The following is a 12,613-nucleotide window of genomic DNA, read 5'->3' on the forward strand; positions in this document are numbered from 1 at the left end:
CCCGCCGCCCACGCCGCCGCCAGCCCGTACGAGCGCGGCCCGGCCCCCACAGTGGCCAGCATCGAGGCCAGTCGAGGCGCGTTCGCCATCGCCCAGAGCACCGTCGCCGCCTCCAGCGTCAGCGGATTCCGGGGCGGAACGATCTACTACCCGACCAGCACCGCCGAGGGCACCTTCGGCGCTGTGGCGATCTCACCCGGCTACACCGCCACCCAGTCAAGCGTGGCCTGGCTGGGGCCGCGCCTCGCCTCGCAGGGCTTCGTGGTGATCACGATCGACACGTTGTCCCGTTACGACCAGCCGGCCAGCCGGGGCACGCAACTGCTCGCAGCCCTGGACTACCTCACCAACACCAGCGGCGTGCGTACCCGGATCGACCGCAACCGGCTCGCCGTGATGGGGCACTCGATGGGCGGCGGCGGCAGCCTCTCGGCAGCGAACTCACGACCGCAGCTTCAGGCCGCGATCCCGCTGACCGGCTGGCACACCGTCAAGAACTGGTCCGGCGTACGGGTGCCGACGCTTGTGGTCGGCGCGGAGAACGACTCGGTGGCGCCGGTCTCGTCGCACTCCGAGCCCTTCTACACCAGCCTGCCGTCCACGCTGGACAAGGCGTACCTGGAACTCAACAACGCCAGCCACTCCGCGCCCACCTCGACGAACGTGACGGTCGCCAAGTACAGCATCTCCTGGCTGAAGCGCTTCGTGGACGACGACACCCGCTACGACCAGTTCCTCTGCCCCCCACCCCCCGCCTCGTCGACCATCCAGGAGTACCGAAACACCTGCCCCCACTCCTAACCCCCCTTACCTTGGTTGATCATGAAGTTATTGCCACCCGGCGCGGCGTGTCGGCGCAATAACTTCATGATCACCGGGAGGGGTGGGGGTGTGGGTGTGGGTCACCGGGAGGGGGAGGGGGTGGGGGTGCGGAGGGTGCTGCGTTGGACGGCGCGGCTGATGTCGCTGGGGGAGACTATGCCGGTCAGGTGGCCGTCCTCGGTCACCACCAGGGCTCGGCCGTCGGCGCACTCACTGAGCCGGGGGAGCAGGTCGTTGAGCTGTTCACCGGGCTGGGCCAACACCAGCTCGTCGGCTCGACAGGCCACCTCGGCCAGCGTGGTCGACGCCCGCCGCTCCGGCGGCACGCCCCGCACCCGGTCGACGGTGACCAGGCCGGTCGGCCGGCCGTCCTCGGTCAGCGGCAGCGCCGAATGCCGGTACGCGAACAGGTAGTTGTCGACGAAGTCGGCCACAGTCATCTGCGCCGAGGCGGTCTGCGGCTGTGGGGTCATCACATCGCCCACTCGAATCCCGCGCAGCGCGGTGCCGGTGCGGGCCTGCCGCTCCTCCATGCCGGCCGCTCCGATCAGGAACCAGCCGATCAGCACCAGCCAGAGCCCGCCGAAACCGACACCGGACAGGAACTGCCACAACCCCAGGCCGATCAGCAGCACACCAAGCACCCAGCCGGCCCGGGCGGCGACCACCGACGCGCGGGTCCGGTCACCGGTGGCCTTCCAGACCGCGGCGCGCAGCAACCGGCCACCGTCCAGGGGCGCGGCCGGCAGCACGTTGAAGACGGCCAGCAGCACGTTGATCCCCGCCAGCCAGGCCACCGCCCCGAACAGCAGCCCGCCCTGCCCGGCCAGTGCGAGCAGCGCCGCGATGGCACCGAAGAACGCCCCGATCAGCAGGCTGACCAGCGGGCCGACGCCCGCGATCCGCAGCTCCGCGCCCGGGTCGCGCGGCTCGCCCCGCAACTCGGCGACGCCGCCGAACAGCCACAGCGTGATGCCGTCGACCTCCAGCCCGTTGCGCTTGGCCACCACCGCGTGCGACACCTCGTGGGCGAGCAGGCCGACGAAGAAGACCACCGCCGCGGCCAGCCCTGCGATCAGGTACGCCACCGACGAGCGGTCGGGGTACGAACGGGGGAACTGGTTCGCGGCCAACCCCCACGCGATCAACGCGAAGATGACCAGCACGCTCCAGTTGACGCCGACCGGCACTCCCGCGACCCGGCCAAGCCGGAAACTGGCCCTCATCCCACCGAGATACCCCGCCAGACCGGGGGCATGCCCACCTGACCCAAGCTGGACCCGTGTCGCCGGATGTCCCGGTGAGCGGTATACCTCTGAGTCATAAAAATGCCCCCGAGGTATACCGCCTTCGATCGACCTGGCCACTCGGCCCCGCACCCAGTGCGCCGAGGTGGTCGTGCGGCGGCCGGCTGAGGTGGTGGGTGGCCCCGACCAGGGGCCGGCCGACCTCCGAACCGACCTCCGGTCAGCGGCGGGGGGTTTCGCTGGCGATGGTCATCTCGCGGGGCAGGGCCGCCGCGCGCAGCGCCCAGTCCAGCGCGTAGTCGGCGATCTTCTCCCAGCCGTCCTGGCCGACGGTGAAGTGTGATCGGCCGGCGAACTGCTCGTACGCGGTGAGGGCCCGGGACTTCTGGTAGAGCCCGGCGTTGGCGCGGACCACCGACGCCGGCACCACGTGGTCGACCTCGCCGGCCATCAGCAGCAGCGGCGCCCTGTCGTTGCGACCGACGTCGACCCGGGCCGGCGAGCGCGGGTCGAGGTTGGCGAACGCGCCCTCGAAGAAGACCCGACCGGCGCCGGGGACGGCGTAGCGCCGCCAGGCCCGGTCGGAGTCCTCACGGCTCATCGTGTTGCCGAAGGTGTAGGCGAAGTCGTCAGGGGTGAACGGGACGGCCTTGCCCCGGTTGGCGGGGCTGCGCAGGATCGGAAAGCCCGAGCGGAGCTGACTCAGCGGCACCTTGAGCACGCCCTTCACCGCAGCGGGGTGCACCCCCACCACCGCCGCGCCGAGACCCCGGTCGGCGAGGACCTGGGCGAACAGGCCGCCGAACGAGTGCCCCATGATGATCGGCGGTCGGGGCAGCGCCCGGATGATCCGGTCGTAGTGCGCCACGATCGTCGCCATGCTCTGCTCGGCGATCGGGCCGGGATCGTCGCGCAACTCCTCCACTGACCGGTCCATTCCGGGCCAGGCGGGGGCGATGACGTGCATGCCGCGCTCGGTGTACCGCCGGGCCCACCCCTCCCAGCTACGCGGCGTCATCCAGAGCCCGTGGATCAGCACGACCGTGTCGACCTGACCCTGCGGCGTGGCACCCATCGCGTCCTCCCGGTGTCGCGGCTCGGCCCGGCGGTTACCCGCTGTGCCCGTCCGGAATCCGGCCGCCCTGACAAATGTCACGGTCGGGGCGTGACGACCGCTCCGGGCACCGGGGTACGCCCCACCGGAGCATCAGTGGCATGACCAGTACGCATCCGGCTGTCGAGTTGGACGGCCTCACCAAGAGCTTCGGCGCGGTCACCGCTGTCGACGGGTTGAGCCTACGGGTGCAGCCCGGCGAGGTGGTGGCGTTCCTCGGCCCGAACGGCGCGGGCAAGACCACCACCATCGACATGCTGCTCGGGCTGTCCCGTCCGGACACGGGCACCGTCCGTGTCCTCGGCGGCACCCCTGACGACGCGGTGGCCCGAGGTCGGGTCGCCGCCGTACTCCAGACCGGCGGGCTGCTCAAGGACCTCACAGTGGGCGAGACGGTACGGATGACGGCCCACTTCTACCGGCACACCCGCCCGGCGGCGGAGGTGCTGGAGCGGGCCGGTATCACCGACATCGCCGACCGGGTGGTCGGGCGCTGCTCGGGCGGTCAGCAGCAACGACTGCGCTTCGCGCTGGCCCTGCTGCCCGACCCGGACCTGATGGTGCTCGACGAGCCGACCACCGGCATGGACGTCGAGGGTCGGCGGGACTTCTGGCAGGCCCTGCGCCGTGACGCCCGGCGCGGACGGACCGTCATCTTCGCCACCCACTACCTCGACGAGGCGGACGCGTACGCCGACCGGATCGTGCTGGTCCGGCAGGGGCGCATCGTCGCCGACGGCACCACCGCGGAGATCAAGAACCTGGCCGCCGGCCGTACCGTGCGGGCCACCCTGCCCGGCGCCGACCAGGCCGCGCTCGCCGCCCTGCCCGGCGTGGACGCCGTGGAGGTGCGCGGCGACAGCGTGCTGGTGCGGACCGGCGACTCCGACGCCGTCGCCCGGCACCTGCTGACCCGGACGGCAGCCCGGGATGTCGAGATCACCTCCCGCAACCTCGAGGACGCCTTCCTCGCCCTGACCACAGCGCAGAGCGGAGCCTGAGATGACCACCTCCACCCCCACCCGCGCCGCTGTCACCGAGCCGGACCGTCGGTTGCCCGCGTTGGGCGGGTTCGCTCCCGGCGCCCTGGGCATCGAGCTGCGCCGGGTGCTGCGAAACCGCCGCACCCTCGCCTTCACGCTGATCATGCCGGGCGTCTTCTTCCTCATCTTCGGCCTGCCGCAGGGCGGGCAGTCACTGGACAACGGTCGGCCGGTGACGGCGTACGTGATGATCAGCTTGGCCGTCTACGCGGCGATGGTGGCCACCACCAGCGTCGGTGGCGCGGTGGCCACCGAGCGGGCGTTGGGCTGGAGCCGGCAACTGCGGCTCACCCCGCTGCGCCCGGCGGCGTACGTGGCGACCAAGCTGATCACCGCGATGAGTCTCGGTCTGCTCGCTGTGGTCATCGAGTTCCTGGTGGGCGCCGTGGCCGGCGTCCGCGTCCCGGCGTACGTCTGGTTGCTGTCCGGGCTCGCCGCCTGGGTCGGCTCGCTGGTCTTCGCCGCGTTCGGTCTCTTCATCGGCTACCTGGCGCCGGCCGAGAACGTCATGCAGATCATCGGCCCCGTCCTGGCCGTGCTGGCCATGTTCGGTGGGCTGTTCGTCCCGGTCGAGGTGCTGCCGGACGTGCTCCAGCAGGTCGCGACGTTCACCCCGGTGTACGGCATGGGCGTGTTGGCCCGCGCCCCACTGACCGGCGACGGGGTGAGCATGGCGGCGGTGGCGAACCTCGTCGTCTGGGCGTTGCTCTTCGGCGTCGGCGCGGCCCGGCTGTTCCGCCGGGACACCGCGCGGGTCTGACCGGCAGCGACAGCTAGCGTGAACCCGATGGACCTCTCGACCGGGCAGCCCTGGCCGGTGAGCCGCCACTGGCGGGTCACCGGCTGGCTGCTGGCCGCCGTCTGGCTGTTCTTCCTCAACGTGCCGCTCGCCACCGCGCTGCACCAGCCGGAGCCGTGGCGGCGGGTCCTCGGTGTGGTGGCCCTGGTCGTCTTCGGCATCGGTTACGTGCTGCTGTTCCAGTGGGCCCGCAAGCTGCGCCAGTCAATGCTGCCGATTCCGACGGGCCGGGCGCGGGTCGGGCTGGCGCTGCTGCTCGCGGTGGGCCTGGCCAGCCTTCCGGGCACCGAAGGGGACTGGCTGGCCACCCTGGTCTACGTGGCCGCGGCGGCGGTGTTCCTGCTGCCGCCGTGGGAGGCGCTGGCCGCCGTGGTGCTCTGCGCGGTGACCCCCGTGCTGGCCTCCTGGCTGGTGCCGGGGTGGGAGGCGGAGAACGGCATCGTCTTCGCGGTGCTGCTCGCCTCGTTCGCCATGTTCGGGGTGTCCCGGCTGGCCCAGCGCAACAGCGAACTCCGCGCCGCCCAACAGGAGATCGGTCGGCTCGCGGTCGCCGAGGAGCGGTCCCGCGCCGCCCGCGACCTGCACGACATCCTCGGGCACTCGCTGACAGTGGTGGCGATCAAGGCCGAGTTGGCCGGGCGTCTGATCGAGGTCGACCGGGAGCGGGCCGCCGCCGAGATCGCCGAGGTGGAGGCGCTGGCCCGGGCCGCGCTGGCCGACGTACGACAGACGGTCGGGGCGTACCGCGAGGTCAGTCTCGCCGCGGAGTTGGCCGGCGCACGCTCCGCGCTGGCCGCGGCGGGCATAGCGGCGGACGTGTCGGCCGAGGTGCCGGATCTGCCGGAGGAGTGGGACCGGTTGTTCGGCTGGGCGGTACGGGAAGGGGTGACGAACGTGGTCCGGCACAGCGGGGCGCGGTGCTGCGTGATCAGGGTCCACCCGGATCGGGTCGAGATCAGTGACGACGGCCGTGGCCCGTCCACTCCCGACCCGAGCGGGCACGGGCTGGTGGGCCTGCGGGAGCGGGCGCGGCGGCTGGACGCGGTGGTGACGGTCGGCCGTCGGCCGGCGGGTGACGGCTTTCTGCTGCGGGTGCACGCGCCGGAGGAGGCCCGGTGAGCGGCGGGTCCACGCCGATCCGGCTGTTGCTCGCCGACGACCAGGCGCTGGTCCGGGGCGCGCTGGCCGCCCTGCTCTCGCTGGAGGAGGACCTGACGGTGGTCGCCGAGGTCGGCCGGGGCGACGAGGTGGTGCCCGAGGCTCGACGCAGCGCTCCCGACGTCGCCCTGCTGGACGTGGAGATGCCCGGCCTGGACGGGATCGCCGCCACCGCGGCGTTGCGGGCCGCGCTGCCGACCTGTCGGGTGCTGGTGGTGACCACCTTCGGTCGACCCGGCTACCTGCGCCGGGCGATGGAGGCCGGTGCGAGCGGTTTCGTCGTCAAGGACACCCCGGCCCGGCAGCTCGCCGACGCGGTCCGCCGGGTGCACGCCGGCCTGCGGGTGGTCGACCCGACCTTGGCCGCGGAGACGCTGGCCGCCGGGGTCAGCCCGCTGACCGAGCGGGAGACCGAGGTGCTGCGGACAGCGCGGGGCGGTGGCAGCGCCGCCGACCTGGCCAGGGCGTTGCACCTCTCCGAGGGGACGGTACGCAACCACCTGTCCGCGGCGATCGGTAAGACCGGTGCCCGCAACCGGGCCGACGCGATCCGGGTCGCCGAGCAGAACGGCTGGCTGCTCGGCGAGTGACGCTGCCGGCCGGCGGTCAGGCGGTCGGCGGCGGGGCGGCCAGTTCGTCGACCACGACGACGCTGCTGCCGGGACGGACCTCGGCGAGCAGTTCCCGCTGACCGCTGCGGGTCAGCCGGATACAGCCGTTTGTGGTGTTCTCGCCCAGCTCGCCGTCATGGTGCCAGGTGTGCACCCCGATGTGCGCGCCGCGCAGCCCGGACGGCACCGACTCCGGGTCGTCGGGCACCGAACCGAGGGCGTAGATGTCCACCCCGCCGTAGACCTCCTCCGGCGGTGGGGTGCGGCCCAGGATGAAGGTCCGCCCCAGTGGAGTCTCCTGGCCCGACTGGCCGAGGCTGACCTCCCAGGTGCGTACCGCCTTGCCGGCCCGGTACCAGGTGAGCCGGTGGACCTTGCGTTCCACGACGATCTGGTCGCGCAGCGGCACCGTCTCGAACCCGCCGGGCGGCAGCCAGGCGAGCTGGCGGTTGGCCGAGGGCAGCAGGACGGCCGTCCAGCCGGCGCGCCGCTGGGCGATCGGCATTGTCAGCTCGACACCGCGGATGGTCGGTTCGAGGAAGGCGCGCGGCCGACCGCCGGGCGCGTCGTACGCGGCGATCCGTCTGGTCGGGTGCACGCCGTCGGTCAGCGGTGTGACGTCCATGGTGTCCGGGTCGGCGGGGAACCCTCCGGGCGCGGGGTCGTAGTCGACCACCGGCAGCCCGTCCGGGGCGGGCGCGGCCGGGGGGATCGACTCCTCCGGGCTCTGGTCCACACTGCTCGGAGTCGGGTCGGCTACCACCACGTTGCGGTCGTCCGGGGCCGTCGAGCTGGGGGTGAGGGCCTGGCCGACCAGCAGCGCGGTCACCAGCAGCGCGGGTACGCCGATCGCGGCGGCCACCCAGACGCCGCGACGACGGTACGGAGTCTTTCGGTCAAACGGCACGAAACCACTCTATGGTGGCTGATGCTTCGGGGCCCCCGGTTCGGCGAGACCCGCCGTCCGGAGGCCCCTGTCGAATCAGATTCGCGCGCCGATGTGGATGGCCACTGCGTCGTGCGCCGGCACGTTCGCCGCGAACCAGCCGCTACCGTCCACCGTGATCACCGGTCCGCTACACGTGCCGCCCGCGTAGGTGCCGTGGACGACGTCGCAGTATCGACCGGCGGGCAGCCCCGTGTAGTAGGAGCGGCCGTTCACAGCGGCGTCCTCGTCGTTGACGGTGAGGAAGCCCTTGCCGCTGCGGCTGAACGCGATGTGGTTGTTGCCGTTGTCGTACCAGTTGGCCACGCCGGCGCCCTCGGTGGCGTTGCGGAAGCCGACCATGTTGGCGATCACCGGCCAGCGGTGTTCGCACTCCCAGCCGGAGTAGCAGGTGGTGTTGAGCGTCTTGTTGGCGCCGTCCGACGGTGGGCCGGCGTCCCGGTTGCTGAAGGTGTAGCTGGACATGACGGTCGGGGAGCCGTACGGCCAGGCCAGCATGAAGGCGTTCGCCAGCGCGTAGATGCCCCGGTCGCGGTAGGTCAGCACCCCACCGGAGTCGCGTTGGGTGTCGTGGTTGTCGACGAACACCGAGGCCGGGCCGGTGGGCAGGTGCCCCCAGCCCTCACCGAAGTTGCGCAGGTACGCCAACCGCTCGGAGCGGAACACCCGGGCCAGGTCCTTGCCGTAGCGGAACTCGTGCACGTCACCGTTGCCTGTGTACTCGGTCGGCTGCACCGGCTCGCCGGCGCCGTGGATGACCTCCTGCACGATGTACGCGGAGCGGGACAGCTTGCCCCTGATGGCGGCGATGTCGGCGGCCGGCATGTGCTTGCTGGCGTCCATCCGGAAGCCGTCGACGCCGAGCGAGAGCAGGTCGTTGAGGTACGAGGCGATCTTCGTGCGGACGTAGTCCGATTCGGTCTTCAGGTCCGACAGGTTGACCAGCTCGCAGTTCTGCACCTCGTGCCGGTCGTTGTAGTTGGCGATGTCGTCGCCGCCGTTGCGCCCGCAGTGGTGGAAGTCCTGGGTCTGGTAGATGCCCGGGTAGTCGTAGTGCGAGTAGGACGAGCCGGCCCAGCCGGTGCCGCCGTTGTCCTGACCGGACATGTGGTTGATCACCGCGTCGACGATCACCTTGACCCCGGCCGCGTGGCAGGTGTTCACCATCGACTGGAACTGGGCCCGGGTGCCCTTACGGGACTCGATCCGATAGCTGACCGGCTGGTACGCCAGCCACCACTGGTTGCCCCGCACGTGCTCCTGCGGGGGTGAGACCTGAACGAAGCCGTAGCCCTTGGGGCCGAGGGTGCTCTGGCACTCGCTGGCCACCGAGGGCCAGTTCCACTCGAAGAGCTGGACGATGACCTTCTTGCCGCCGGACGGGGCGGCGACGGCCGGGGGTGCCGTCACTGCGGTGGGAACGAGCAGGCTGGCGATCAGGCCGAGGGCGAGGAGCGCCGAGCCGCGTCGACGTCGGTGCATGGGGACTCCTGACGGGAGCGGGAGCGGGGGTGGTGGTGCGGTGGGGGAGTGCCTGCTTGCCGAAATCTTGCAAGCTTGGCTGAAATTTGCTGAAAGGTTACAAGCGTGTTGCAGCGACTGTCAACGCATGGACGTTCGTCGCTGTCCAGATCGGTGGGTGGGAGCGGGTACAACGCACGGCCGCGCCCCTCGGTTCGATTTCGGCCCAGAAATTTCCGTCGGCGGGTGATCCGCGCGCCCCGCCGGTCCGTACTGGATGGGGGAGCAGGGGTCGGCCGGTGGTACGCCGCCGCGAGACGATCGAGGAGCAGATGGCCCGGGCACAGCAGGACAAGAAGGCGGCGACGGTCCGGACCAGCGCCAGCAGTCGGGGGGTGCGTACCCCGTCGCGGTCGGCGAGCGCACTGCTGATCGCGTCGGTGCTCGCCGCGCTCTGGGCGGCGATCATGCTGACCGGCGTCGGTCAGACGGCGTACGCGTACGGCTTCTTCTTCACCGAGTTCTTCGCCGGGGTGGTCTCCCTGGTGGCGTTGAGCCTCACCGTGATGCTGGGCCTGCTCGCCACCGACCGGCTGGTGCTGCGCATCTCGCACCGGGTGTTGATGCAGTCGGCGCACCGGGCCACCGGGGTGCTGGGCGTGGCCGGGCTCGGCTTCCACGTCCTCACCAAGATCGCCACCGGGCGGGCGGCGGCGACCGACGCGCTGGTGCCGTTCGTCGGCGGCCGGGGGCTCTACGTCGGGCTCGGCACCGTGGCCGCGCTGCTGATGGTCAGCGTGATCTGGACCGGCATCATCAGGGCCCGCTTCGCCGGCGTCGGTCCGAAGTGGCTGTGGCGCACGCTGCACTCCACCGCGTACCTGGCCTGGCCGTTCGCTGTCTTTCACGGCCTCAACGCCGGTCGGGCCGCAGCGCCCTGGGTGTTGTTCAGCTACCTCGGCTGCATCCTGCTGGTGGTGCTGGCCCTGCTGGTCCGGTTCTCGGTCACCATCGGTCGGCGCAGCCGCGAGCAGCACCAGGCAGCGGTCCGCAACGCGGTGATGGCAGGCCGGGCCGAGGAGGCGAAGACCGCCCGATCGCTGCTGGCCGGGTTGGGTCGGCGCAGCAAGGCCGCCGACAAGCGTCCCGCCTGGGCGGAGACCACCACCGCCACCTGGGCCCCGCCGGCCGCGCGACGTGACCCCGAACGGTTCACCGTCCCGGTGGTGCCCGAGCCCGGTTCTCTCGTCGAGCCGACCCGGCCGAGCCGACGTCGGCGGGAGGAGGAGCCGGCGGCCCGCCGCGACACCGAACGGTCCTCGCGCAGCCGGCGGACCGAGGAGACCACCACCAGCCGATCGGCCCGCCGCAGCGTGGAGGACACCGGCACGTTCCGACGCGACGAGGAGGAGTTGGAGCCGGTGAGCCGGCGACGCGCCTCCCGCACCCGGGACGAGGACGTACCGACCGGCCGGCGACGCGCCGACGAGGTCACCTCTGAGCGGTCCCGTCGCCGGTCCCGCGACGAGGACGACGGCAGCCGTTACTCGGCGCCGCCGCAGCCGACCCTCGCCGAGCCCGAGGAGCCGTGGGACAGCCCACGCCGGTGGCAGGCCGACGACCCCATCTCCGCCGGCCCGATCTCCGTGGAGCCGATCTCCGCCGGCCCGGTCTCCAGCAGCCCGATCTCGTCGGCGCCGCGCAGCGGCAGCGGCCGGCACAGCGCCGATGACGACCTGCCCGAGGAGCCGGACTACTGGCGCCCGCCGGCCCGGTACGTGCCGGACGAGGTGGCGCCGCCCGTCGACGACACCCCGACCCTTGTCGACCTGGCGTCCCGCCGTGCTCGACGGGCAGCCGGCGAGGGCAAGTCCAAGCGCCGCAAGGCCAGCGCCGACGCTGTGGACGGGGCGTACTGGGCCGGGCTGCGGGGTGAGGCGAAGTGATGCGCACCGCCGTGCCACCGGTCGCCTGCGTCGGCGAACCGCGGCTCACCGCCGGTTTCGCCGAGTACGGCCGACTCGACCTGCTCGCGCACGAGGAGGTGCACGGACCGATCGGCCCGATGGAGCCGGCGCAGCTGCTCCAACTCGCCGAGGGCATGCAGCTCAAGGGCAAGGGCGGAGCGGGTTTCCCATTCGCCCGCAAACTGCGCGCGGTGCTGGAGTCCTGCGAGCGGCAGGACCTCGCCGCCGTGGTGGTCGTCAACGCCACCGAGGGGGAACCGGCCAGCTGGAAGGACAAGGTGCTGCTGACCCGCGCCCCGCACCTGGTCCTGGACGGGGCGGCGCTGGCCGCGTACGCGCTGGACGCCGACGAGATCGTGATCGGCGTGGCGGACGACGGGGTCGGCCGGGACTCGCTGATGGAAGCGCTCGAAGAGCGCCGGATGCCGGTGCAGACGACGATCGTCACAGTGCCGCACCGGTTCATCTCCGGCGAGGGCGGCGCACTGGTCAACGGGATCAACGGGCTGCCGCACATCCCGCCGGGCACCAAGAAGCGCTCCAGCGACTCCGGGGTCAGCGGCCTGCCCACCCTGCTGTCCAACGCCGAGACGTACGCCCAGCTCGCCATCGGCGCCCGACTGGGCCCGTACGAGTATGCGGCGCTCGGCACCGACGACGAGCCGGGCACCGTGCTGCTCACCGTGACCGGCGCGGCGGGCCGACCGGCGGTGGTGGAGTGCACCGCCGGCATGCCGCTGCGCGACGTCCTCGACCTGTGCGAGGTGCCAGCCACCCAGGGCATCCTGATGGGCGGCTACCACGGCAAGTGGATCACCCCGGAGGCGGCGGAGACGGCCGAGGTCTCCCGCAAGGGCCTGGCCGCTGTCGGCGGCACCCTCGGGGCGGGCATCATCATCCCGCTCGGTGTCGACACCTGCCCGCTCGGTGAGGCCGCCCAGGTGGTGCGCTACCTGGCCGGCGAGTCCGCCGGCCAGTGCGGGCCGTGCAAGATGGGCCTGCCGGACCTGGCCCGCGCCGTGGACCTGGCCGTCGCCGGCAGCCAACCGGCGGACGTGGTGCGCGCCGCCGCCGGCGAGGTGAAGGGCCGGGGCGCGTGCAGCCACCCGGACGGCACCGCCCGCTTCGCGCTCTCCGCGATCGAGGTCTTCGCCGAGGACCTGCGACTGCACAGCACCGGCGACGGCTGTGGCCGACGGGTCAAGGGCGTGATGGGGCTGCCGGGCGCACCCGACGCGAACCCGCAGAAGCTCACACTGGACTGGTCCCGCTGCGACGGGCACGGCCTCTGCGCGCACGTCGTACCGGACTTCATCCGGCTCGACGCGAACGGATATCCCGCCTTCCCGGCCACCCCCGTGCCGACCTGGCTGCGCGAGGGCGCGCTGAAGGCGGTCAAGGTCTGCCCGGAGTTGGCCCTCCGACTCGCCAAGGCCGAATAGCGA

Annotated in this window: 11 protein-coding genes; 7 read left to right on the plus strand and 4 right to left on the minus strand. The window is 72.1% G+C overall.

The annotated features are described in order from the left end of the window. Window positions 1-801: bis(hydroxyethyl) terephthalate hydrolase (bdeA, locus tag NIE111_RS27370; RefSeq protein WP_238687181.1), on the plus strand; the 801-nt coding region annotated here is incomplete at its 5' end. 101 nt (window positions 802-902) lie between these two features. Here bdeA and NIE111_RS27375 read toward each other — a convergent pair. Both NIE111_RS27375 and NIE111_RS27380 read right to left on the minus strand, forming a co-directional pair. After that, complete coding sequence (locus NIE111_RS27375; RefSeq protein WP_238687182.1) at window positions 903-2,048, minus strand: site-2 protease family protein; 1,146 nt, start codon at window positions 2,046-2,048, stop codon at window positions 903-905. A 241-nt stretch (window positions 2,049-2,289) separates the two neighbouring features. Beyond that, complete coding sequence (locus NIE111_RS27380; RefSeq protein WP_238687183.1) at window positions 2,290-3,144, minus strand: alpha/beta hydrolase; 855 nt, start codon at window positions 3,142-3,144, stop codon at window positions 2,290-2,292. A 140-nt stretch (window positions 3,145-3,284) separates the two neighbouring features. Between NIE111_RS27380 and NIE111_RS27385 the strand changes: the two genes are divergently transcribed. Genes NIE111_RS27385 through NIE111_RS27400 form a run of 4 tightly spaced genes read left to right on the plus strand, consistent with a single transcriptional unit; the run spans window position 3,285 to window position 6,773 of the window. Next, entirely contained in the window at window positions 3,285-4,184 is a 900-nt protein-coding gene (locus tag NIE111_RS27385) for an ABC transporter ATP-binding protein (protein ID WP_238687184.1), read from the plus strand. A 1-nt stretch (window position 4,185) separates the two neighbouring features. Continuing rightward, complete coding sequence (locus tag NIE111_RS27390; RefSeq protein ID WP_238687185.1) at window positions 4,186-4,986, plus strand: ABC transporter permease; 801 nt, start codon at window positions 4,186-4,188, stop codon at window positions 4,984-4,986. A 27-nt stretch (window positions 4,987-5,013) separates the two neighbouring features. After that, complete coding sequence (locus NIE111_RS27395) at window positions 5,014-6,144, plus strand: sensor histidine kinase (RefSeq protein WP_238687186.1); 1,131 nt, start codon at window positions 5,014-5,016, stop codon at window positions 6,142-6,144. After that, entirely contained in the window at window positions 6,141-6,773 is a 633-nt protein-coding gene (locus NIE111_RS27400; RefSeq protein ID WP_181539422.1) for a response regulator transcription factor, read from the plus strand. Before NIE111_RS27395 ends, NIE111_RS27400 begins: the two co-directional genes overlap by 4 nt. A gap of 16 nt (window positions 6,774-6,789) precedes the next feature. Here the strand turns inward: NIE111_RS27400 and NIE111_RS27405 are convergent, their stop codons facing one another. Together NIE111_RS27405 and NIE111_RS27410 are read right to left on the minus strand one after the other, a co-directional pair. Beyond that, window positions 6,790-7,701 (minus strand): L,D-transpeptidase, encoded by a 912-nt coding sequence (locus NIE111_RS27405; RefSeq protein ID WP_238687187.1) that lies wholly within the window; start codon window positions 7,699-7,701, stop codon window positions 6,790-6,792. Window positions 7,702-7,776: 75 nt separating this feature from the next. Continuing rightward, window positions 7,777-9,222, minus strand: a complete 1,446-nt coding sequence (locus NIE111_RS27410) for an alpha-amylase (protein ID WP_238687188.1) — start codon at window positions 9,220-9,222, stop codon at window positions 7,777-7,779. 278 nt (window positions 9,223-9,500) lie between these two features. Between NIE111_RS27410 and NIE111_RS27415 the strand changes: the two genes are divergently transcribed. Further along, window positions 9,501-11,147: a ferric reductase-like transmembrane domain-containing protein gene (locus NIE111_RS27415; protein ID WP_238687189.1), complete on the plus strand. Its 1,647-nt coding sequence runs from the start codon at window positions 9,501-9,503 to the stop codon at window positions 11,145-11,147. Continuing rightward, window positions 11,147-12,610 (plus strand): NADH-quinone oxidoreductase subunit NuoF family protein, encoded by a 1,464-nt coding sequence (locus tag NIE111_RS27420; protein ID WP_238687190.1) that lies wholly within the window; start codon window positions 11,147-11,149, stop codon window positions 12,608-12,610. Before NIE111_RS27415 ends, NIE111_RS27420 begins: the two co-directional genes overlap by 1 nt. Window positions 12,611-12,613 lie beyond the last annotated feature (3 nt).

The sequence above is a fragment of the Micromonospora hortensis genome (assembly GCF_022230935.1).
In the GTDB taxonomy this organism is placed as follows: domain Bacteria; phylum Actinomycetota; class Actinomycetes; order Mycobacteriales; family Micromonosporaceae; genus Micromonospora; species Micromonospora hortensis.

Bases quoted from the DNA above. Each gene is read 5' to 3' on its own strand.
- NIE111_RS27375 (WP_238687182.1), bottom strand. From the start codon at position 2,048: ATGAGGGCCAGTTTCCGGCTTGGCCGGGTCGCGGGAGTGCCGGTCGGC.
- NIE111_RS27380 (WP_238687183.1), bottom strand. From the start codon at position 3,144: ATGGGTGCCACGCCGCAGGGTCAGGTCGACACGGTCGTGCTGATCCAC.
- NIE111_RS27385 (WP_238687184.1), top strand. From the start codon at position 3,285: ATGACCAGTACGCATCCGGCTGTCGAGTTGGACGGCCTCACCAAGAGC.
- NIE111_RS27390 (WP_238687185.1), top strand. From the start codon at position 4,186: ATGACCACCTCCACCCCCACCCGCGCCGCTGTCACCGAGCCGGACCGT.
- NIE111_RS27395 (WP_238687186.1), top strand. From the start codon at position 5,014: ATGGACCTCTCGACCGGGCAGCCCTGGCCGGTGAGCCGCCACTGGCGG.
- NIE111_RS27410 (WP_238687188.1), bottom strand. From the start codon at position 9,222: ATGCACCGACGTCGACGCGGCTCGGCGCTCCTCGCCCTCGGCCTGATC.
- NIE111_RS27420 (WP_238687190.1), top strand. From the start codon at position 11,147: ATGCGCACCGCCGTGCCACCGGTCGCCTGCGTCGGCGAACCGCGGCTC.